Origin of the sequence: Enterobacter cloacae complex sp. IR53030 (assembly GCF_049238365.1) — a bacterium.
GTDB lineage: Bacteria > Pseudomonadota > Gammaproteobacteria > Enterobacterales > Enterobacteriaceae > Enterobacter > Enterobacter kobei.
Genome location: NZ_JBMKHA010000002.1, coordinates 346948 through 368547 on the forward strand (window position 1 = coordinate 346948; position 21600 = coordinate 368547).

A 21600-nucleotide genomic window follows, 5' to 3' on the forward strand; every position below is an offset into this window, starting at 1 on the left:
CATGAACTGGCCTCAAATCACCCTCATCATCCTGCTGGCCTTTGGTCTGGGCGTAACCGCCATCAAGCATGGCGAGCCACGCAACGATAAATACAGCTTCTGGTGGCCGCTCGCTGGCAACCTGGTGATTGCCTGGTTGCTCTGGTGTGGCGGCTTCTTCAGTCAGGCCCGCGCAGCCCAGCCACCGCAGGCCGCGCTGCAGTATCGCGACGATGTGATCCGTAATGCCCGGCTTGAATGGGGAATGGCTGCGCCGGTGGCCGACTTCGCCGCGCAGCTGCATCAGGAGAGCGGCTGGCGACCTGATGCGGTCTCGCCGGTTGGCGCTCAGGGGCTGGCCCAGTTTATGCCCGCCACCGCCGACTGGATAAGCCAGCTGATGCCGGGGCTTAACAGCCGTGAGCCGTTTAATCCGGCATGGGCCATCCGGGCGCTGGTCAGTTATGACCGCTGGCTGTGGCAGCGCGTCAGCGCCGCCAACGGCTGCGAGCGTATGGCCATGACGTTGTCGGGCTATAACGGCGGTCTGGGCTGGGTACAGCGGGACAAGAGGCTGGCCTCGCAGCAGGGGCTGGACAGCACCCGCTGGTTTGGTCATGTCGCCACGGTGAATGCCGGACGCAGCACTGCCAACTGGCGGGAGAACCGTCATTATCCGCAGCGCATCCTGCACGAACTGGCCCCCCGTTATCTGACATGGGGGGGCGGCAGCTGTGTGGACTAACCTGCTAAAAAATCTGCCGTGGCGCAGTCTGCTGCTGGCAGTGCTCATAAATGCTTTTCTGATTGGACTTTATTACCTGGGCTACAAAAGCGGGCATGAAAACGCCACGCGCGACGGCGATAAGGCGATCAGTGAGTTGCAGTCAGCATTCGACACATACAAAACGGAGCAGGCAACGCTTGAGAACGCTGCGTTGCGAGCATGGGCAAAACGGTATCAGGAGCAGGTAGCCGCCGGGCAGCAGGCTGAAGCCAGTTACCTTGAGCAGATTGCTCAACTGGAGAGCCAGAACAAACAACTACAGGGGCAAATTAACGATGTCACACAGCGCTGGATTGATGAAAAAGGTAAGAGCCATCCCATTGAGTGCGTGTTTACTCGCGGTTTCGTGCGCCAGTACAACGCCGCGCTCGGATATGACAACGCATCCGTCGACACCGGTCATTCAGACGCAACTGCCGCCGCTGGCACCGGCACTGGCGCAGCGTCCGGGCAACCTGAAACCGCTGACGCCTGGCTACGCGACTCAGGCGTCTCTCAGCGTGACGTCCTCGCCAACATCATCGACAACGCGAAGCAGTGCCGCAGCTGGCGCAGCCAGATAAACAGTCTGCTGGACGAACGGGAAGGATTACAGAAATGACGTTGCAGGTTGAATTCTGGACGGTGGTGGGTTTCCTCATCACCTTCATGAGCTTTGTCGGCGGTATGGCCAAGTGGCTGTTCAGTAAAGCGGAAGAGCGTCAGGCGGCGCGGTTCGCCTCCCTTGAGCAGTCGTTACAACAGTCCGCCTCCAACTGGGGCGAGCTGGAAAAAGAATTTATGCGGTTTAAGGCGGATTTACCGCTGAACTACGTCCGCCGCGAGGATTACATCCGGGGCCAGACGGTCATCGAGGCCAAGCTGGACGCGCTCTACAACAAACTGGAACTGGTACAGCAGTACCGCCATACAGGAGGTCGTAATGGTTGATATCGCCCGCGTGCGCCGGGAGTCCCTGCGCTGGAGTCTGCTGGTTGCTCTGAACAAAACCCGCCCGTACACCGCCAGCGAGACGCTGCTGCTGGACGTGTCCCGCGCCATCTACCCGGACACCACACCGCTGGAACTGCGCCGTGAGCTGGATTATCTGGCTGATCGCAAAATGGTTGATCTGGAGAAAAAACCCTCCGGCGACTGGTTTGCCGACCTGACCCGCCTCGGTGTCGATCTGGTTGAGTACACCGTGGAATGCGGCCCCGGCATCGCCCGCCCGGAAAAGTACTGGAGTGAATGATGGCCAGACGCAGCACGATAGAAAAGCTGCCGGAAGACGTGCGTCGCTGGCTTGAGCGGGCGCTGACTGAATCCGGCTTCAGCGGGTATAACGAGCTGGAGTCCCTGCTGCGTGAGCAGGGTTACGTCATCAGCAAATCGGCTATCCATCGATATGGCCAGAAGATTGAGCGCCGCTATGGCGCTATCCGTGCAGCCACCGAAGCGGCCCGCATGCTGACCGAAGGTGCGGCTGACGATCAGGATGCACGTTCGGAGGCGGTGATCGCCCTGATTCAGACCGAGCTGTTCGAGAGCATCGTCCAGCTGCAGGAATCGGAAGAAGGCGAAGTCGATCCTAAAGAGCGCGTGGCGCTGCTGTCAAAGGTTGCAAAGAACGTGGCCACGCTATCCCGCGCGTCCGTCAACCTCAAAAAGTTCCAGACCGAAGTCCGCGCCAGAGCACAGCAGGCGGCCAGCAACGCCGAGAAAATTGCCCGCAAGGGCGGCCTTTCAGCCGAGGCAGTACAGGCGCTGCGCCGTGAAATTCTGGGGATTGCCACATGAACCAGCTTGCACCGGTAATACCGGATACCTCCGCTAATGAAGCGCCTCCCGTTCTGCTGCCTTATCAGCAACGCTGGGCTGCTGATCCATCCCCGGTCAAGTTCATGGAGAAGAGTCGCCGTACCGGCATCACCTGGGCAGAGGCGTCCGATAATGTGCTGACTGCTGCATCCTCCATCGCTGCTGGCGGGATGAATGTGTATTACATCGGCTACAACCAGGATATGACCATCGAATATATCCAGGCGTGTGCCATGTGGGCACGGGTGTTCAACTATGCGGCCAGCGAAATTGAAGAGGGATTCTGGGAAGAGGACGAAGAAGACAAGCACATCAAGACCTACACCATTAAGTTTCCCGACTCGGGTCTTCGTGTCGTTGCGCTCTCCAGTCGACCTTCTAACCTTCGTGGCCGTCAGGGCGTTATTGTTATTGATGAGGCCGCGTTCCATGAAAACCTGAAAGAGCTGCTGAAAGCGGCGATGGCCATGCTTATCTGGGGCGGTAAGGTTCGGGTTATCTCCACCCATGATGGTGATGATAATGAATTCAATATCACGATCACTGACATACGAGCCGGGCGTCAGGGGGGCAGCGTACATCGCGTCACGTTCAAAGAAGCCGTCGCTGAGGGGTTATTCCATCGTGTCTGCCTGCGCACAGGAAGGGAATGGTCAACGGATGCAGAACTGGCATGGATGGCCTCGGTGTACAAATTCTACGGTGCCGGTGCATCCGAGGAGCTTGACTGTGTTCCGGCCAACGGTGGCGGAGCCTGGCTGTCCCGCGCACTGATTGAGTCCCGTATGTCGGCTGGCACACAGGTGTTACGCCTGACCTGCCCGGAGGGCTACGAGCTGAAGCCTGACGATGTCCGCTGGAGCGAGACGCAGGACTGGCTTGATACGCATCTGAAACCGTTGCTGGAGGCGCTCCCGGCTGACGCACGTTCTTTCCTGGGGCGCGACTTTGGCCGCAGTGGTGACCTGTCGGTGGACTATCCCCTGCTGCAGGAGAAGAACCTGGTACGTCGTGTGCCGTTCGTACTGGAGCTGCGCAACGTGCCGTTCAAACAGCAGGAGCAAATCACCTGGTATCTGATGGACGGCCTGCCCGGTCTGCTGGGTGCAGCATTTGATGCCCGTGGTAACGGTGCCTATCTGGCTGAATACGCCATGCAGCGCTACGGCTCCAGCAGGGTTAAGCAGGTGATGCCAACTGAAGGCTGGTACCGGGAACATATGCCGCCGGTCAAGGCTGCGCTGGAAGACGGTAACCTGGTGGACTTACCAAAGGATGAAGACACGCTGGACGACCTGCGGGCCGTTCAGGTGGTGAATGGTGTCCCCCGCGTGCCGGAGCAGCGCTCAAACGCGAAGGCTGACGGTGGTAAACGCCACGGTGACTCAGCTATTGCAGTGGCGCTGGCGTATTTTGCCAGTCGTGAAATAAACAAAGGGCCGGTGAAGGCGAGTTCGCGCCGTCGTCGCCAGTCTGCCCGTATGCTGGAGGGATTCTGATGGCCCGTGGACTCTGGGTTTCACCCAGTGAGTTCGTCAAATTTGCCGAACCCAATAAAACGCTGACGGAGCAGATCGCCTCGCGCAGCCGCTCCATCGACTTCTTCGGGCTGGGGATGTACCTGCCCAACCCTGACCCTATTCTTAAATCTCAGGGCCGGGATATACGCATCTATCGCGAGCTGCGTACCGACCCGCTGGTCGGCGGCTGCATCCGCAGGCGTAAGGCGGCGGTCAAGTCGCTGGAGCGTGGTCTTGAGCGCGGTCATGCCCCGGCGCGGGTATTCAGCTTTATCCGGGATATGCTCGATGATCTGGATTTGTCCCGCATCATCGGCGAGATGACCGACGCCGTTCTTTACGGGTATCAGCCCTGTGAGATCATGTGGGGGCGTTCTGTTAAATCCTGGGCCATTGCCGATATTGTGGGTAAGCCGCCAGAGTGGTTTCAGTTCGACAATGACAACCTGCTGCGCTTTCGCGCCAAGGACGCCGGGCTGGAAGGCGAGCCGGTACCGCTGAACAAGTTCGTGGTACCGCGTCAGGACGCGACCTACGACAACCCGTATGGCTTCCCTGATTTGTCGATGTGCTTCTGGCCCGTAACATTCAAAAAAGGCGGTATGAAATTCTGGGTGCGTTTTGCCGAGAAGTACGGCTCACCGTGGGTCATCGGCAAGCATCCGCGCGGGACGGCCCAGGGCGAGATTGACCTGCTGCTGGATTCCATGGAGGCGATGGTCGAAGACGCGGTGGCCGCTATCCCTGACGATTCCTCTATCGAAATCAAGGAGGCAGCAGGCAAGGCCGACAGCAGCGATATTTATCAGAACCTGATAACGCTTGCCCGCAGTGAAATCTCCATCGCCCTGCTGGGGCAGAACCAGACCACCGAGGCCAACAGTAACCGCGCCTCCGCGCAGGCCGGACTGGAGGTCACCGATGATATCCGTGACGCTGACGCTGATATCGTGGAAAGCGCGGTGAATCAGGCTATCAGGATGGCGGTATCAATGAACTTTGGCGATGTGGCCAGCCCCGTCTGGAAGATGTGGGAACAGGGAACGGTCGACGATACCCAGGCAACCCGCGACGAGAAACTCAGCCGCGCCGGTGTGGTCTTCACCCCGCAATACTTCAAGCGTGAGTACCAGCTGCAGGACGGCGATATTGACGAGACACCACCGTCAGAACGCCAGAAGAACATGCTGCCGCTGTCATTTGCCGAGGCCATTGATGCCGATATTCAGGCACAGCAGGCCCTGGACGACGCGCTGGATATTCTGATGAACGGAGGCACGTTAAATGGCACGCTGGAACCCGTACTGGCTCCTCTGTTTAAGCGGGTTGAAGATGGCGTCAACCCGTCTGAGCTGCTGGGCGAACTGGCCGAGTTGTACCCACAGATGAACGCTGAAGACCTGCAGGAACGGCTGGCACGGATTATGTTTGTTGCAACTGTCTGGGGGCGTCTGCATGAGCGTGACAACGGCTGAACTGGCGTACTGCATGACGCTGCCCCCCAAACGGGCTATCAGTTACCTGAAGTCCAAAGGGTATAGCTTCACGTGGGACTGGGAGGAGATGTGGCAGGATGCCCATGCCCGCGCCTTTACCGTCGCCAAAGTGACCCGCCTTGATATCCTGGAAGATATCCGCATCCGCCTTCAGCAGGCACTGGATGAGGGGAAGACAGACCGCTGGTTCCGTAAGGAGCTGGAGCCAGAATTGCAGCGCAAGGGATGGTGGGGGCCACGTGACACCACCGACCCGGTAACGGGCGAGCCGGTCACCATCCAGCAGGGCAGCCCGTGGCGGCTCGACACCATCTTTCGCACCAATATGTCCGTACTCTACAGCGCCGGTCGCTGGGCTGAGCAGATGGAGAACGTCGACGACAGGCCGTACTGGATGTATACCGGCATCAACGACAGCCATACCCGCAAGAGCCATCTGGCGCTGCATGGTCTGGTACTGCGCTATGATGACCCGTTCTGGCAGGCGTTCTACCCACCGAACGGCTGGCGCTGCCGCTGTGGCGTGATTGCCCTGAGCGCGGCGGATGTGCGTGCCCGTGGCCTGAAGGTGTCAGGTTCTGGCTCAGCCATGGGATGGGAGCTGAAGCTGGTTTCAGAGAAAACAGGCGAGATGCAGAACGTCGCCACCTTCAATACCGGCACCACGAAGGTGACCACCGACGTCGGCTGGTCTTATGCGCCGGGGGCTGCATACCGTCCCGACCTTGCCCGCTATCAGGGTACGCTTCAACCGCTGGCACAGCAGGAACTGAGAGGATAACGATGGCTTCCGATAACCTGGTCAATGTCACCATTAACGATGAATCCCTGCGCCGGAGCCTCCGTGCGCTGGACCTTGCAGCCACAGACCTGGAACCCGCAATGCGCAAAATCGCCGGAACCCTGCTGGCGGAAACGCAGTTTAACTTTCTCGATGAGGGGCGTCCGGGGTGGACTCCCTCACTGGCAGCGCAGGAGCGCGACGGGCAAACGCTGCAGGATACCGGGCGTCTGATGGGGTCGGTATCAACCGACCATGACGACCGGCAGGCAGCGGTTGGCACTAACGTCGTTTATGGGCCAATTCACCAGTTCGGTGGTAAAACGGGACGTAATGAGTCCGTTGAACTTCCTGCCCGTCCGTTCCTGCCGCTGACGGGGGGTGGTGAACTGCAGCCTGAAGTGGTTGTCCCCATCCTCGATACGATTGTCCGCCATCTTGAAGCAGCGGCCCGTCGCTGAGTTTTGTCTCTGCAGGCGGGTGATTTATCATTGCCAGCCGCTGAGGGGCTGTATTACCTTTATAAAGGCTTTACAGCCCCCGCTTTGCACCACTATTCGCCTGCAGCATGACATTCCCCGTACTGATACCCCCGATTTTTTCTAAAGCAGATTAAAAGCACTGCTGATGCTTTTTCCACAGACTGTCCCCGACAACGTAACGCGGGACAGCAAAATGCCAGCCATTCACATTTTTAAAGCCGGTACTCATACCGATATGCACGGCACGAAACTGCCGTTCACGCAAAGCGATCTTGCCGCCTGCGTGAAAGCCTATGACCCGTCCGTCCATGAAGCACCACTCGTTATTGGCCACCCCAAAACGGAAGACCCGGCGTGGGGCTGGGTGAAATCCCTGTCGCTTAACGGCGGCGATCTGCTGGCTGAGCCTGACCAGCTTGACCCGCAGTTTGCCGAACTGGTGGGCAACGGGCGCTTCAAGAAGGTCTCCGCCTCGTTCTATCTGCCGGACTCACCGAACAACCCGAAGCCCGGCACGCTTTACCTGCGTCATGTCGGCTTTCTGGGGGCGCAGCCACCGTCCATTAAGGGGCTGAAGCAGGTTTCGTTTGGTGAGAAAGAAGAAGGCGTCGTGGAGTTTGCCGACTGGAGTGATATCACCAACGCCTCTTTATGGGGCCGTCTGCGCGATTTTCTGATCGCCCAGTTCGGGCTGGACGAGACCGACAAGGTGCTTCCTTCATGGCAGGTGGACTCCCTGCGCGAAGAGGCTTACCGCGACACCGGGAAGTCTGAACCGGACTTCAGTGAACACAATCCCAACCCTCAACAAGAGAACAGCACCATGACTGATGATGAAATCAAAGCGATTCAGGCGGAAAACACGCGTCTGAAAGCGGAAGCCGCCCAGCGGGCAGAGCAGGAAGCGAAAACCCGGCAGGAAAAACTGCACGCGGACAACGTCTCCTTTGCCGAGAAGCTGGTCGGCGCGGGTCGCCTGACTCCGGCAGCAAAACCGGTTGTTGTTGCCATTCTTGATGCGGTAGCCGGTGGCGACAAGCCTGTCGAGTTCGCCGAGGGCGATACCCGCACCCCGCTGGCCACGGCATTTAAGACGCTGCTGGATGGCACTGCCCCGGTACTGAATTTCAGTGAGCACGCGACCAAAGACCGCGTGAACACGGATATCAAAACGACGTCAGCAGAGTTCGCTGAAGCCGACCCGGAACGTCTGGCGCTGCATCAGAAAGCGCTGGAACTGTCGAAAAAAGAAGGCATCAGCTACGACGCTGCTGTCTCCCGCTGCCTGTAATTAAGGAGAGAACATGTCTGACTATTTAAAGGGTAAGCGCGTTGTTGACCCGGTGCTGACCAGCATCGCTCGCGGTTATAAAAATGCCGCGTTCATCGGCGAGCGCATCTTCCCCATTGTCCAGACCGATAAGGAAGGTGTGACCGTCCCGACTTTCGGTAAATCCGCCTTTGTGGAGTACGACACCGAGCGTGCCGTGGGGGCTGACAGCAACGTTCTGGTACGCGAGAAAACCGGCACGCTGGACCTGGTTCTCAACGAACACGATCTGGCCGCGCCGGTGGACTATCGCGAGCAGGCCGAGTCGATGTTCAACGAAGAGGCCAAAGCCATTCGCCGTGTGACCAGCGGCGTCAACCTGAAGCGCGAACTGTATGCGGCCCGTCTGGCTCAGGACAAAAAAGTCTATCGTGCGGCTAACGTCAAGGCGCTGGCTGCGGCTGAACGCTGGGCCGGTGGTCAGGGTGATCCGATTGGCATCATTGAAGGCGGGATCGAAGCGGTACGTAACGCCACCGGCCTGCGTCCGAACCTGATGACCATGGGGGCAAGCGTCATGTCGCTGCTGAAGTTCCACCCGGCCATTCAGGCGGCGATTGGAGCCAACGAGCGCAAGCGTATCACCATCGAAATTCTGAAAGACCTTTTCCAGCTGGAAGATGTCGCTATCGGCGAGCCGGTCTCCATGGCCTCCATGAAAGACGCGCAGAACAAGGACAAAGTCCCGACCGATATCTGGGGCGACAACCTGATGCTGCATTACGTCGGCAAACCCCAGCCGGGCACCGACAGCGCCGACGAAAACGAGCCGTCCTTCGGTTACACCCTGCGCCGTAAGGGCATGCCGGTGGCGGACAAATACGACGGCGTCGGCGGTAAGGTGAAGTACTGCCGTTATACCGATATCTACAAAGTCGCCGTGGTCGGTGGCGATGCCGGGTATCTCGTCACCAACATCGTGAAATAAGGAGACGGCCATGGGTACAACTCAGCAGGTCATTCTGACCACTACCGTGACGGCCAGCGCGGCGCTGACGCAACAGCGCTTTGTCGGTGCCGATAACGCACCCTGTCAGGCCGGAGCCGTCGCGCTCGGCGTGGCTGAGGTGGATGCCGCTGCCGGTGATGTAACGCCGGTCAACGTACTGGGTATTGTTGCGGTTGAGGCCGGTGCCGCGATTGCTAAGGGGCAGAACGTCCAGTCGGATGCAAACGCCTGCGCCGTTCCCCAGACAGCCGCCACGGAAGATACTCCTGCGGGTATCTCTGCCGGGATTGCGCTGGATGAGGCACTGGCCGAAGGTGACGTTATCCGCATCCTGCGCGGGGTGTGACATGTACTGCACCCTGGCGGATTTACAGGAACAGGTGCCTGAGTCAACGTTGATTCAGCTCACCAACGAGGTCGTGGATTTCGACACCCCTGCCACGGTGAATGTGACGGTGGTGGACAGCTGTATTCGCTACGCCGGGGAGTTGATTGATGCGCACCTTCGTGGCCGCTATACCCTGCCGCTGGCAGAAGTGCCCACCGTTCTGCGGGATATTGCCATCACGCTGGTGCGTTACCGCCTGTATGTCCGTCGTCCTGAAGGTGATCTGCCTGACACCGTCAAAGGCGACAACAAAGAGGCCCGGCGTCAGCTTGAGGCTATCCGCGACGGTAAGCTGACGCTGGGGCTGCAGTCCACTCAGAAGGATGTGCCTGAGTCCGGTGAAATCCGGGCGCGGGCACGCCGCCCCACCTTTGGCGGGCGCGACGGCTTACTGGAGAAATACTGATGAACGTTCTGCCCGTCCTCGATGCGGTGCTGGCCCGGTTGCGCGAGAAGCTGCCCCAGTTGCAGGTGGAGTACTTCCCGGAAAAACCGTCCGAATACCGCCTGAATCATCCTGTCGGGGCGTTGCTGCTGAGTTATGCCGGTTCGCGCTTCGACAAACCCGATGATATTGGTGCGGTGATCCAGCCTCAGACTATCCAGCTCTGCGTCTCGGTGGTCTTCCGCCAGCTCAACGGTAAAAGAGGTGCGATTGACGTTCTGGATGCAGTCCGCCGCATCCTCGGTGGTTACACCCCGCCGAACTGCCGCCGTCGTATATGGCTGACCCGTGAAGTGTTTATCGGTGAGGTCAAGGGGCTGTGGCAGTACGCTCTCGACTTCGCAACCGAAAGCGTCTTTATCGAAGACAGCGACTTACCGTCCGGCCCGCTGTTAACCGAAGTGAACTATGAGGAAAGCGAGTGATGAAAGAATACCGCTATTCCGGCCCGGCCAGCGGCGTCACGCTGTCGGACGGAACCGAAATCCTGCTCTGGCCGGGGAAGAATGTTTCCCTGCCGGAGGAGCATGACTATGTGAAGGTCCTGGTGGCGCTGAAGCATCTGACGCCGGTATCTGAAGAGACTAAACCCGCCAGCACACCGGCTGTGCAGTCACCAAAGCGCAGGAACGGCGGCGACAACGATGTAAAACTGGAGGACTCCCATGGCAGCTAACTATCTGCATGGCGTCGAAACCATTGAGGTGGAAAACGGTGCCCGCCCGGTAAAAACGGTGAAGTCTGCCGTCATTGGCCTGATTGGTACCGCCCCCATGGGGGACGTCAATACGCTGGTGCAGTGCCTGTCTGAGAAAGATGCAGCGGCGTTTGGCAGCCAGCTCACTGGCTTTACCATTCCGCAGGCACTGGATGCGATCTACGACCATGGGGCAGGCACCGTTCTGGTCATTAACGTGCTTGATCCGGCTGTGCATAAAACCGCTGTGGCCGATGAAGACGTAACGTTCGACAAGGCGACGGGCAAGGCACAGCTGGCTAATCCGGTGGTCGCGCAGCTGGTACTGAAACCGGACAGCGACGGTCAGCCTTATGTGGAAGGTCAGGACTACTCGCTTGATGCGCAGACCGGGGTGATTACTAACCTTGGTAAAAGCATTGCTGCAGATGCAACGGTCAAGGCCAGCTATAACTATGCTGATCCGACCAAAGTCACCCCGGCTGATATCATCGGTGCCGTTAACGCGGCGGGCAACCGTACCGGCATGAAGCTGCTTAACGACAGCTTCAACCTGTTTGGCTACTTCGCCAAAATCCTGATTGCCCCGGTATTCTGCACCCAGAACAGCGTCTCGGTTGAGCTTATCGCCATGGCTGAGAAGCTGGGCGCGGTGACCTACATCGACGCGCCGATTGGTACCACTTTTGCGCAGGCTCTGGCGGGGCGTGGCCCGGAAGGCACCATTAACTTCAATACCAGCTCCGACCGCGTCCGTCTGTGCTATCCGCACGTCAAGGTGTACGACGCGGCCACCAACAGCGAACGGCTGGAGCCGCTGAGCCAGCGTGCTGCAGGTCTGCGTGCCAGGGTCGACCTGGACAAGGGCTACTGGTGGTCGTCCTCCAACCAGGAGATTCTGGGTATCACCGGCGTGGAGCGCCAGCTGTCAGCAATGATTGACGACCCGCAGAGCGAGGTGAACCTGCTCAACGAACAGGGTATCACCACGGTCTTCAGCAGCTACGGCAGCGGCCTGCGTCTGTGGGGCAACCGGACGGCAGCATGGCCAACGGTCACCCATATGCGCAACTTTGAAAACGTTCGCCGCACCGGGGATGTGATCAACGAGTCCCTGCGTTATTTCAGCCAGCAGTACATCGACATGCCGATTACCCAGGCACTGATTGATGCGCTGACGGAGTCGGTCAACGCCTACGGTCGTAAGCTGATTGGCGACGGTGCGCTGCTGGGCTTCAGCTGCTGGTTTGATCCGGCCCGTAATGAAGAGACGGAGCTGGCCGCCGGTCACCTGTTGCTGAGCTACAAATACACGCCACCACCGCCACTGGAGCGGCTGACGTTTGAGACCGAGATCACCTCGGAATACCTGTTAACCCTGAAGGGGAATAGCTGATGGCAAAGATTGAGATCAACCGCATCACCAATGCCAACATCTACCTGGATGGCGCTAACCTGCTGGGCCGGGCCGAGGAGGTCAAACTGCCTGACGTCTCCATGACCATGCAGGAGCATAAGGCGCTGGGGATGGTGGGCAAGGTGGAACTCCCGGCAGGCTTCGACAAGCTTGAGGGCGAGATCAAGTGGAACAGCTTTTACCGCGACGCGATGCTGTCTGCTGCGAACCCGTATAAGTCGCTGGCGCTGCAGTGTCGCTCCAGCGTCCAGCGCTACAGTTCGCAGGGGCTGATTGACGAAATTCCGCTGGTCACTTTCCTGACGATCATGTTTAAGAAGAACCCGCTGGGGACGTTCAAACAGCATGAGAACGCCGAGTTCTCCAGTAGCTTCACCTGCACGTACATCAAGCAGGTACTGGATGGTGAAGAGCTGCTGGAGCTGGACTATCTGGCCAACATCTTCCGCGTCGGCGGCGTTGACCAGTTGACTGATTACCGCATCAATATCGGGGGCTGACGGTGACCGTCGAGATTGAAGACAAAGGCGGGAACTGTGGTTCGATTGGCATGGGGAATGGCACCTGGTTTACCATCCTCGATATTCCGGGGGTGGAAAACCTTTTTAATACCCGTAAAACCAATGACCCGATTGACTGCACCCGCTCCAAAGCACGGAAGCTCGCTGACCTGATTGAGGCATGGGAGCCTCCTGACCACTGGTTCACCGGCATCGGCAAATCCGAAGGAAAGGCACTTCTTATCGCCTTCCTGCGTAACTGCAAAGGCTTTCGCACTCACTGATATCACAGGGGCTTCGGCCCCTTTCTTCTTAATCCCCTTTAATATCTGCCAGCCCCACCACCGGACATACTGCTCTGAACTTACACAGGAGCACGATCATGTCACAAACCCAATCCGATACGTTTAAGCTGTCTTACCCCTTCACCACAGCCGCTGGTACCAGAGTTGAGCAGGTTGAACTGAAACGCCTGACGGTCAAAGACCTGAAACAGGTGCGCAAAATCAGTAAAGACCCGGCTGACTGGGACGAACCGCTGATTGCCCGTAGCACCGGTATTCTTCCGGAAGACCTCGATAACATGGATCTTGCCGACTACATGGAGCTGCAGAAACGATTTCAGCAAGTCACTGGGCTGGGCAAGAGCGACGAAAACGCTGATGCAGGCACAGGGGCTGCTGGCGAGGTGGTTTAGATTTCAGCCGGGGGAGATTGATGCCCTCGATACTGACGATCTGGAGATGTGGCTGGAGCAGGCTGAAGAGCAAATCAGAAGCGAGTTCGGCGATAATCAGTAACTCCTCATCACTTAACAGCCGCCACTCGCGGCTGTTCTGCATGGCTCTCAGACATTTTCCTTCCGTTTTTCCGCTTTCAGAGGATAACCACCGTGGCCAGTGAATTTTCAGTCGGCGTCATTATTGGCGGCATTGTCGGGAGCAGCTTCCGTTCTGCCGTCAGCGGTACCCGACGCGCCCTTGATTCCCTGGGCGATACATCGCGCCGCCTGCAGGAACGCCAGAATGCCTTAACCCGTGCAACTGAACGTTATGGCCAGTTAGGCTCTTCCCGTATGCAGCGCCTCAACAGCGACCTGCTGCGGGTAAGTCGCACAATGGAGCAAATTGAGCGCCAGCAGCGCCGTCTGTCAGCAGTATCAGCCACCAGTGACGCGCTGAAAGCTAACCGCATGGCGCTCTATGGCCAGGGAGCAGAAACCTATGCCATCGGCAGAACACTGGGGGCACCGGTCATGGCCTCAGTCAAACAATATGCCTCGTTTGAATCGCAGTTGCGGGATATCAGTGTCACTGGTGATCTGGATTCAAGGCAGGAACAGGCCATCGGTACTGCCATTCGTCGGGCATCCCTGCAGGTCAATCAGCTCCAGGAATCTCTGTTGGGCGGTGTTGGTCAACTGGTTGCCGATGGCATGAATCCGCAGCAGGCAGCGACCTTTGCCGGGATGCTCGGTAAAGCTGCCACGGCCACCAAAGCGGATATGACTGACCTCGCAAAAATGACCTACGCCTTTAGCGATGCACTGAAAATTACCGATGCCAAAGAACTGGAGCAGGCGTTTGGGATTGCGGCAACTGGGGCTAAGCTAGGCTCGTTTGAACTGAAGGATATGGCGAAAGCGTTACCTGGTATGGCCAAAGCCTTCGCTGCACGTGGTATTTACGGCAAAGATGCCATAACCCAGATCGTCGCCAGTCTGGAAGTTGGTAAAGGCAGCGGCTCAGCGGAAGAGGCCGTCACCAATATGTCAAACTGGCTGGCGGCGATGGGGCGCGGAGATACCATCCAGAAATATGCTAAAGCCGGGGTGGATTACCAGGGGTCAATGCAGAATTACGTCGCTCAGGGCTTCTCACAGTATGAAGCCTCACTGATGATTGCCAACCGTTTTATCGACGGTAAAGGTAAGGCGTTTTTACAGCAATGGAAAGCAGCAGGCTCAAGAGGCGATCAGGAAGGCCAGCAGAAGCTAATGGAGTCATTTGGTCTGGCAGAAGTCTTCACTGATATTCAGACCGTTAACCATTTACTGTCAATGCGTCAGGGCTGGGATAAATACCTTTCCAGCAAGCAGGAAATGAATATCCCGTCAGCAATGTCTACGCTGGATAAGGATGCTGCAAAACAAAATAATACGCTCGAAGGTCGTTGGCGCAGAACTCAGATTGGTTTTAACGAGGCAGCCATCAGCATTGGTGAGTCACTACGCCCGGCCTTGATCCAACTGGGTGAGACTTTTATTCCTTTAATGGACAGTGTCGGCAAATGGATAGCGGCAAACCCGCAAATCGTCAGCGGCACCATAAAGGTTGTAGGAGCATTACTCGCTTTCAAGATGGCCACTATCGGTCTCAAGCTGGGGCTAAATCTCCTTATTTCCCCCTTTGTTAACGTCTGGAAAAATGCCGTTTTACTGCGGGCCAACTGGCTTCGACTGTCGCTTGCACTCGGTGAAGGCGGTAAGCTCCGCTGGCTGGTGACCGGCTTCAGCTCCGTCGCCAGAGGAGCCAGAACACTGGGTGGTGTGCTGTCAGGTGGGCTGGTTCGCAGCATTATGATCGCAGGGCGTGCCGTTCTCTGGATTGGCCGGGCACTGCTTATGAATCCCATTGGTCTTGCCATCACCGCCGTCGCGGCAGCAGCTTACCTTATTTACCGCAACTGGGGCGCAGTCAGTAGCTGGTTTAAACAGCGCTGGGCTGAGATTAAAGAGGCGTTTAACGGCGGTATCGTGGGGATTGGTAAGCTGCTGATTAACTGGTCGCCGGTTGGTCTGCTCTATAAAGCCTTTGCGGCTGCGCTGAAATATCTCGGCGTTGATCTGCCAGCGAAGTTCACCGACTTCGGTGGCCACCTTATCGACGGCCTGATTAACGGCATCAAAAATAAATGGGAGTCGCTCAAAACCACCGTCACAGACATGGGCGACAGCGTAGGCGGCTGGTTTAAAGAAAAGCTGGGTATCCATTCACCAAGCCGGGTATTCATGGGCTTTGGTGACAACATCGCGCAGGGAGCGGCTATCGGCCTGCAACGCACGACACCACAGGCTGCGCTGGCCGGGCAGCGAATGGCCAGTGAACTGCTCCCCAAAATGCCCGTTAGCATTCAGGGACCAAAAATACTGGATAACACTTCAGATGTTCGCTTCAGCATGCCGTCGCTCGATATCAATGGGTTTATGTCATCTGCTAAAAATGCGCTCGGAGCCGTGATTAATAGTTTGTCTTCCATGTCAGCTATCCCGCTCTCCACCAGAGCATCACTTTTACCAGGACAACGTCTGGCGAATGAAATGACACCGGATGTTCCCCGTATCCCGTCGCCGGAAATCATGGCGGCGGGATATTCAGACCGTGGCGCAGCTGCAACTGGTGGCGGAACATCTGGTGGTATTAAGGTCAGCTTTAACCCCCAGTTTTTCCTCAATGGCAAAGAAACCGCAGCGCCTGACGGGTTGACCGGCGCACTGAATATGAGCTTGCATGAGCTGGAGAAAATGCTGGAGCGTCTGCTGGCTCAGCAACAACGCAGGAGGTACAGCTGATGTTTGCAGTACTGGGTGATATTGAGTTTGAACTGATTACCTACTGGGACGGCTTCGAGGCCACGTTCGGCGTCGATTATGCGGAGCATCCCCGTATCGAGGGTAAGCCCGGCCTGCAGTTCGTTGGCGATAAGCTGGACGAAATCCAGATAAGCCTGGTCTTCCATCAGCACTATTGTGTGCCCGACGTGGAGCTGGCGAGACTGAGAACGGCCATGAAAGCCCATCAGGCGCTGGCGCTGGTCTTCGGCAATGGTGACTATCGCGGCTGGTTCGTGATTACCGATGTTACTGCAACCAGCGAGCAAACCGACAGCACCGGCAACGTGCTGGCCGTCAACGCCACCGCGTCTCTCCGGGAGTACATCGGCGACCCGAAAAACCCGCTACAGCCTCCTGCGATACGCACAACGGTTCCCGGCGTCGGGGCGGTCTCCGGTACCGCTCTTTCGCCTTCCGGGGTGGCGCAGTACGTCCGCGACGGCGTCAACTATGCCAAACAGGCGCAGTCTGTTCTCCAGACCACCATCAGTGCCGTTCGGGTGGCGCAGAAAATGAAGGATAACCCCGCCGTTGCACTGACCCGCGTACCGGGGCTGATGAGCGGACTGGGCAACGTATCCGGGGCGTTGGGCCAGAGCGTTCCGGCGTTTAATGCACTCTCTGAATCCATGCCCGAAGCCATCAGTCTGGCCAGAGCCACCAGTGATGCGGCCACGTATGTACAACAGGCACAGTCTTCGCTGAGCGGAGTGGACGGCAGCAATATCGCGGCGGCACTTGATGCCGTTTCCGGGCAACTTAACTCCGCCAGCACCACCTTCACCCGTATGTCGCCGGGGTTAAGCACCATGGCAGCCAGAATACTGGCGAGGAGTGCGTGATGTTTCTTGAGCATGTCACCCGTGACGGAGAGCGCTGGGACTCTCTCGCATGGCAGTACTATGGCGACCCGCTGGGCTATCCCCGGATAATTGCCGCCAATCCGCACGTGGCCATCACGCCGGTGCTGCCCTCCGGGCTGTTGTTACTGATTCCGGTTATCGAGGCTGAAGAAGCCAGTACAGAAGAGGATATTGCCCCATGGCTGAGATAAACAGCACTGCACAGGCCGCATCAGCGTTAACCGGCGTCAGCGATGTTCTGAGTCCGGTGTTCACACTGTGGTATCTGCAGAAGAACATCACCACCGATATCGCCCCCTATGTCACCCGCGTAACCTACAGCGATAACATCAAAAGCGAGTCCGATACCATTGAGGTGGAACTGGACGACACCGATGGCCGCTGGCTGGACAAGTGGTATCCGGGCAAGGGTGACACGCTGACGCTGAAAATGGGTTATCAGGGCGAGAAGCTGCTGTCCTGCGGCACGTTCTCGATAGACGAGATCGAGGTGAGTTCGCCCGCGTCCGTTGTCGCTATCCGGGGCGTGGCCACGTCGGTCAACAACGCCCTGCGGACTAAATCCAGTCGTGGTTTCGAGAGCACCACGCTGGCGGCCATCGCCGGGCGGATTGCCAAAAAGCATCAGCTGAAGCTGGTTGGCAGTATTGAGTCCATCAAAATTGACCGCGTTACACAGTATGCTGAAACGGACGTCGGTTTCCTGCGTCGACTGGCGAGCGAGTATGGCTATGCGGTGAAAGTCGTCAGCGACCAGCTGATTTTCTCCCATCTGGCCACGCTGCGCGGTCAGGAGCCGGTAAAACAGTTGAAGCCGCAGGATGTGTCCAGTTTTTCCCTGCGTGACACCATCAACCGCGTCTACAAATCCGCGAAGGTAAAACACCAGAAGAGCAGCGATAAAAAGCTGATCGTTTATGAAGCTGATGGCGGTACCAGCGAAAGCGACAAACAAACCAAAGGCGGTAAGGTCACCAGTGCCGACTCACTGAAGGTCAACAGCCGCGTAAGTGACCCGGACAGCGCCCGGATTAAAGCAGATTCGGCGCTGGCCAGACATAACGAATATCAGCAGAACGGCTCCCTGACGCTGATGGGGACGCCCCAGTTGACTGCAGGCAACAAAATTGAACTTGTGGGTTTTGGTCAGTTATCCGGGCCATGGCTGATAACTACTGCCCGCCATGCGTTTGACCGTAACAGCGGCTACATCACCGAACTGGAAGTGGCACGAGGGCCGGTTACGCAGGGCAAAGCGAAGAAAGGTAAAAAGACCGGAAAAACCCAGACGCTGACCGTCTATAAACCGGACGGCAGCACGTCCACGGTAATAAAGGAGAAAAAATAATGACAGGCGTCACTCGTCAGGTCGGTACGGTCAGCGCCGTCGATGCCGACAAGGTTCAGGCCCGCGTTCGTCTGCCGGAATGCGATAACCTGCGCACTAACTGGCTTAACGTGCTGCAGCGCAATACCCAGGATAACAAGGATTACTGGCTCCCTGACGTGGGGGAGCAGGTTGAAGTGCTGCTCGATGCCAACGGCGAGGATGGTGTCATTCTGGGCGCGGTGTACTCAGAAGTCGATAAACCGCCGTTCAGCGACAAAAATGTCCGGGGCACGAAATACGCGGATGGCGCAGAGTTCAGCTATAACCGTGCGACCCATACGCTGACGGTCAAAGGCGGTATTGAGCATGTGGTGATCGAAGTTGCGGTGGGTATCAGCCTGAAGGGGAAAACCATTGATTTGACCGCTGACACCACCACGGTGAACGGTAACCTTGAAATCAACGGCAATGCCCACTCTACAGGCAGCATGCTCTCTGATGGCCCGAACTCCAATCACCATTCCCACTGACCTTCTTAAACGCCTTTAATATCGGCGTTCCCGCACAGGGGCAATACTGCCCCCATGAAAACAACCTCAGTATTCTGGCAACCGGCTCTGCAGGCTCCCGGCGAAATCGTCCGGGGGCTGGATGATATCTGGCAGGCCATTCAAATCATCCTGCGAACCCCTCGCGGCAGCGACCCGCATCGCCCGGAGTTCGGCAGCAATCTGCATCTTTATATCGACTGGCCCATCGACCGGGCTATCCCGCATGTGGTGCGCGAATCCGTCGATGCCATCCGCCGCTGGGAGCCTCGCTGCCAGCTGATGTCGGTAAAACCCGCCGTCGACGGCGAACATCTTACGCTCCGGGTGAGCTGGAAAGGCTCTGACGGACAGCCCCGGTCTCAGGAGTTGCTATGGCGCTGACAGAACCCGATTTTATTGAACGTGATGCTGACAAAATCACGGCTGAAATGATTGCACAGTACGAAGCCGCAACCGGCAAAACGCTGTACCCCGCTCAGGCTGAGCGCCTGTTGATTGACCTGTGGGCATACCGCGAAATGCTGGTCAGGGTGGCGGCGCAGGAAGCGGCCAAACAGAATCTGGTCGCCTTTGCCCGTGAGCCGATGATTGATTACCTCGGTGAACTGGTTGGTGTATACCGTCTTGCCGCGCAGCCTGCCACCACCACGCTCCAGTTCTCCGTGGATGAGGCACTGGCCATTGATGTGCTGATTCCGGCGGGCACCCGCGTCAGCGCTTCCGACAGCATTATTTTTGCCACCGATACGGACGTGGTGCTGAAAGCCGGATTGCTGCTGGTCAATGCCACGGCCACCTGTACCGAACCGGGAGCCGCTGGCAACGGCTGGCAACCTGCACAGGTCAGTCAGTTGCTCGATGAGATTGATAACGTCGACCTGCAGGTGACCAATCTGGCGGCCAGTTCTGGCGGTTCTGAGCAGGAAGACAATGACAGGCTCCGCGAGCGTATCAAACTTGCCCCGGAGTCATTCACTAACGCCGGAAGCCGTATGGCATACCGCTTTCATGCCATGCAGGCCCACCCCAACATCGTCGATGTTGCCGTGCTTTCCCCGGTTCCAGGTACTGTAGAGCTGTATCCGCTGCTCAGCACCGGCCTGCCGGACGACAGCATCCTCACGCTGGTAGAGAGTTTCTGTTCGGATGAAAAAGTCAGACCGCTCACTGATACCGTGCGGGTTAAAACGCCTCTGCAGGTGGATTACGCCATTGAAGCCAATATCACGATCTACCGCGACCAGGATGCCAACTCGGTAAAGGACAACGCTAACAGTGCCATTCAGAACTGGGTGGCATCCCGTACCGCCACACTGGGGCGCGATATTGTTCCCAGCCAGATTATCAGCGTGCTGTCCGTCTCCGGGGTATATCAGGTCGAACTGGTGATACCGGCACTGCGGGTGGTGGCAGAAAACGAATGGGCAAACTGCACCGCAATTACTCTCAACATGACCGGAGTATCCGATGGCTGAGCCGCTACAACTTCCGCCGCCGCTTGAGGGTGATATCAGCCTCAGAACGCTGGGAAGACTGGCCGGGCGGCTGGATAACATCGACCTGAGCGTACTGATGGTCTATCTCGTCGATATCGTCGACAGTTCCGCGCTGCCATGGCTGGGCGAGCAGTTCTCACTGTTCGGCGATGGCTGGGAGCTTGCGGAGTCGGACGATGTACGCCGCATGCTTATCAAATCCGCTATCGAGCTGCACCGCTACAAAGGAACGCCGTGGTCAATCCGGGAAATTATCCGCCGTTTCGGCTTCGGCGAAGTGGATCTGATTGAAGGCATTGGCCAGATCGGCTACGACGGCAAACACACTTACAACGGGCTTTTTGTCCATGGCGATGCAGAAGCCTGGGCGGTCTATCGCGTCATCCTTCAACAGCCCATTACTAACGATCAGGCGGCACTGTTACGTCAGACGCTCGCTGCCTTTGCTCCGGCCCGCTGCCATCTGGCGAGCCTTGAGTATCAGTCTGTCGCCATTCGCTACAACAACACCGTCAACTATGACGGCAGCTATAACCACGGGAGCAGTTAATTATGGCAAACCTACCTGAAACCCCGCAGTGGGAAGACGGCATCTATCAGATTGAGGTCTCTGACCCCGTTCTGGGCGGGCCTGACGGGATTTCTAACCGTCAGGGTAAACAGCTGGCCAGCCGCACGCTGTACCTGAAGCAACAGGTTGAAAAAGGCGGTTCAGACCTTGAAAAACATATCGCGGCAGCAGACCCTCATACCCAGTACGCGCCGAAGGCCAGCCCGACATTCACCGGCACGCCAACAGCACCGACCCAGGCCAAAACGGATAACAGCACCAAACTGGCCACAACGGCACACGTCAAGTCGGTGGTTGCTGATTACGCCCCTCTGTCCAGCCCGGCATTAACTGGTAAGCCGACAGCGCCAACCGCTGCGCAAACGGCTAATGACACACAACTGGCCAACACAGCATTCGTCAAAGCGGCAATTGCTGCACTGGTTGCTTCTTCTCCTGAGGCGCTAGATACGCTGAACGAACTGGCGGCGGCTTTGGGTAACGATCCTAATTTTGCCACTACCATGACAAACGCCCTGGCTGGTAAGCAGCCGCTGGACAACACGCTAACGGCATTATCAGGGAAATCTGTTGCTGCCCTTCTCGAATACCTTGGTTTAGGGGAA

General features: G+C 57.6%; 27 protein-coding genes and 3 pseudogenes. All 30 read left to right on the top strand.

What is annotated here, in order from left to right:
• The first annotated feature begins 1 nt into the window (after nt 1).
• Complete coding sequence (locus tag ACOTXR_RS03470; protein WP_421766986.1) at nt 2-724, top strand: transglycosylase SLT domain-containing protein; 723 nt, start codon at nt 2-4, stop codon at nt 722-724.
• Nucleotides 714-1367, top strand: coding sequence for a hypothetical protein (locus ACOTXR_RS03475; protein ID WP_055311816.1), 654 nt, complete (start codon nt 714-716; stop codon nt 1365-1367). Before ACOTXR_RS03470 ends, ACOTXR_RS03475 begins: the two co-directional genes overlap by 11 nt.
• Nucleotides 1364-1696, top strand: coding sequence for a hypothetical protein (locus ACOTXR_RS03480; RefSeq protein ID WP_058676526.1), 333 nt, complete (start codon nt 1364-1366; stop codon nt 1694-1696). The genes ACOTXR_RS03475 and ACOTXR_RS03480 overlap by 4 nt, the downstream gene beginning before the upstream one ends.
• On the top strand, nt 1689-2000 hold the full coding sequence (locus ACOTXR_RS03485; RefSeq protein ID WP_006122433.1) for a hypothetical protein: 312 nt from the start codon (nt 1689-1691) through the stop codon (nt 1998-2000). Before ACOTXR_RS03480 ends, ACOTXR_RS03485 begins: the two co-directional genes overlap by 8 nt.
• On the top strand, nt 2000-2545 hold the full coding sequence (locus ACOTXR_RS03490; RefSeq protein ID WP_110915268.1) for a DUF3486 family protein: 546 nt from the start codon (nt 2000-2002) through the stop codon (nt 2543-2545). The genes ACOTXR_RS03485 and ACOTXR_RS03490 overlap by 1 nt, the downstream gene beginning before the upstream one ends.
• The gene (locus ACOTXR_RS03495; RefSeq protein ID WP_421766987.1) at nt 2542-4065 is read left to right on the top strand and encodes a hypothetical protein; all 1524 of its coding nucleotides are present in this window, start codon (nt 2542-2544) and stop codon (nt 4063-4065) included. Before ACOTXR_RS03490 ends, ACOTXR_RS03495 begins: the two co-directional genes overlap by 4 nt.
• Nucleotides 4065-5561: a DUF935 domain-containing protein gene (locus ACOTXR_RS03500; RefSeq protein ID WP_110915266.1), complete on the top strand. Its 1497-nt coding sequence runs from the start codon at nt 4065-4067 to the stop codon at nt 5559-5561. Before ACOTXR_RS03495 ends, ACOTXR_RS03500 begins: the two co-directional genes overlap by 1 nt.
• Nucleotides 5542-6363 (top strand): phage minor head protein, encoded by an 822-nt coding sequence (locus ACOTXR_RS03505; protein WP_210763636.1) that lies wholly within the window; start codon nt 5542-5544, stop codon nt 6361-6363. Before ACOTXR_RS03500 ends, ACOTXR_RS03505 begins: the two co-directional genes overlap by 20 nt.
• Nucleotides 6364-6365: 2 nt before the next feature.
• Entirely contained in the window at nt 6366-6824 is a 459-nt protein-coding gene (locus ACOTXR_RS03510) for a phage virion morphogenesis protein (protein WP_110915264.1), read from the top strand.
• Between the two features lie 214 nt (nt 6825-7038).
• On the top strand, nt 7039-8136 hold the full coding sequence (locus ACOTXR_RS03515) for a peptidase (RefSeq protein WP_110915263.1): 1098 nt from the start codon (nt 7039-7041) through the stop codon (nt 8134-8136).
• Nucleotides 8137-8149: 13 nt separating this feature from the next.
• On the top strand, nt 8150-9103 hold the full coding sequence (locus ACOTXR_RS03520; RefSeq protein ID WP_039271492.1) for a hypothetical protein: 954 nt from the start codon (nt 8150-8152) through the stop codon (nt 9101-9103).
• 10 nt (nt 9104-9113) lie between these two features.
• Nucleotides 9114-9470 carry a DUF2190 family protein gene (locus ACOTXR_RS03525; protein ID WP_055311821.1) on the top strand — a complete coding sequence of 119 codons (357 nt, stop codon included), beginning with the start codon at nt 9114-9116 and terminating at the stop codon, nt 9468-9470.
• A gap of 1 nt (nt 9471) precedes the next feature.
• A complete protein-coding gene (locus tag ACOTXR_RS03530) occupies nt 9472-9918 on the top strand; it encodes a gp436 family protein (RefSeq protein ID WP_148752376.1) in 447 nt (148 codons plus the stop codon).
• The gene (locus ACOTXR_RS03535; RefSeq protein WP_023304058.1) at nt 9918-10382 is read left to right on the top strand and encodes a Gp37 family protein; all 465 of its coding nucleotides are present in this window, start codon (nt 9918-9920) and stop codon (nt 10380-10382) included. The genes ACOTXR_RS03530 and ACOTXR_RS03535 overlap by 1 nt, the downstream gene beginning before the upstream one ends.
• Nucleotides 10382-10633 (top strand): hypothetical protein, encoded by a 252-nt coding sequence (locus ACOTXR_RS03540; RefSeq protein ID WP_023304057.1) that lies wholly within the window; start codon nt 10382-10384, stop codon nt 10631-10633. The genes ACOTXR_RS03535 and ACOTXR_RS03540 overlap by 1 nt, the downstream gene beginning before the upstream one ends.
• Nucleotides 10623-12050: a phage tail sheath subtilisin-like domain-containing protein gene (locus ACOTXR_RS03545; protein WP_210763637.1), complete on the top strand. Its 1428-nt coding sequence runs from the start codon at nt 10623-10625 to the stop codon at nt 12048-12050. The genes ACOTXR_RS03540 and ACOTXR_RS03545 overlap by 11 nt, the downstream gene beginning before the upstream one ends.
• Nucleotides 12047-12571, top strand: coding sequence for a phage major tail tube protein (locus tag ACOTXR_RS03550; protein ID WP_162837902.1), 525 nt, complete (start codon nt 12047-12049; stop codon nt 12569-12571). Before ACOTXR_RS03545 ends, ACOTXR_RS03550 begins: the two co-directional genes overlap by 4 nt.
• 2 nt (nt 12572-12573) lie before the next feature.
• Nucleotides 12574-12855 (top strand): hypothetical protein, encoded by a 282-nt coding sequence (locus ACOTXR_RS03555; protein ID WP_032438844.1) that lies wholly within the window; start codon nt 12574-12576, stop codon nt 12853-12855.
• A 98-nt stretch (nt 12856-12953) separates the two neighbouring features.
• Nucleotides 12954-13268 carry a phage tail assembly protein gene (locus tag ACOTXR_RS03560; RefSeq protein WP_055311824.1) on the top strand — a complete coding sequence of 105 codons (315 nt, stop codon included), beginning with the start codon at nt 12954-12956 and terminating at the stop codon, nt 13266-13268.
• Nucleotides 13234-13371: a GpE family phage tail protein gene (locus tag ACOTXR_RS03565; protein ID WP_094948383.1), complete on the top strand. Its 138-nt coding sequence runs from the start codon at nt 13234-13236 to the stop codon at nt 13369-13371. Before ACOTXR_RS03560 ends, ACOTXR_RS03565 begins: the two co-directional genes overlap by 35 nt.
• Before the next feature lie 92 nt (nt 13372-13463).
• Nucleotides 13464-15722: pseudogene (locus tag ACOTXR_RS03570) on the top strand (phage tail tape measure protein); the annotation flags it as partial.
• A gap of 156 nt (nt 15723-15878) precedes the next feature.
• A pseudogene (locus tag ACOTXR_RS03575) lies at nt 15879-16142 on the top strand (phage tail tape measure protein); the annotation flags it as partial.
• A complete protein-coding gene (locus tag ACOTXR_RS03580; RefSeq protein ID WP_421766988.1) occupies nt 16142-17026 on the top strand; it encodes a phage tail protein in 885 nt (294 codons plus the stop codon). The pseudogene ACOTXR_RS03575 and the gene ACOTXR_RS03580, both read left to right, overlap by 1 nt.
• On the top strand, nt 17026-17238 hold the full coding sequence (locus ACOTXR_RS03585; protein ID WP_021544461.1) for a tail protein X: 213 nt from the start codon (nt 17026-17028) through the stop codon (nt 17236-17238). The genes ACOTXR_RS03580 and ACOTXR_RS03585 overlap by 1 nt, the downstream gene beginning before the upstream one ends.
• Entirely contained in the window at nt 17226-18395 is a 1170-nt protein-coding gene (locus ACOTXR_RS03590) for a phage late control D family protein (protein ID WP_421766989.1), read from the top strand. Before ACOTXR_RS03585 ends, ACOTXR_RS03590 begins: the two co-directional genes overlap by 13 nt.
• Complete coding sequence (locus ACOTXR_RS03595) at nt 18395-18907, top strand: phage baseplate assembly protein V (RefSeq protein ID WP_021544460.1); 513 nt, start codon at nt 18395-18397, stop codon at nt 18905-18907. Before ACOTXR_RS03590 ends, ACOTXR_RS03595 begins: the two co-directional genes overlap by 1 nt.
• Nucleotides 18908-18961: 54 nt before the next feature.
• Nucleotides 18962-19309, top strand: a complete 348-nt coding sequence (locus ACOTXR_RS03600; RefSeq protein WP_414658539.1) for a GPW/gp25 family protein — start codon at nt 18962-18964, stop codon at nt 19307-19309.
• Entirely contained in the window at nt 19300-20403 is a 1104-nt protein-coding gene (locus ACOTXR_RS03605; RefSeq protein WP_421766990.1) for a baseplate assembly protein, read from the top strand. Before ACOTXR_RS03600 ends, ACOTXR_RS03605 begins: the two co-directional genes overlap by 10 nt.
• Nucleotides 20396-20974: a phage tail protein I gene (locus tag ACOTXR_RS03610; RefSeq protein WP_421766991.1), complete on the top strand. Its 579-nt coding sequence runs from the start codon at nt 20396-20398 to the stop codon at nt 20972-20974. Before ACOTXR_RS03605 ends, ACOTXR_RS03610 begins: the two co-directional genes overlap by 8 nt.
• Before the next feature lie 2 nt (nt 20975-20976).
• Nucleotides 20977-21600: pseudogene (locus ACOTXR_RS03615) on the top strand (hypothetical protein); the annotation flags it as partial.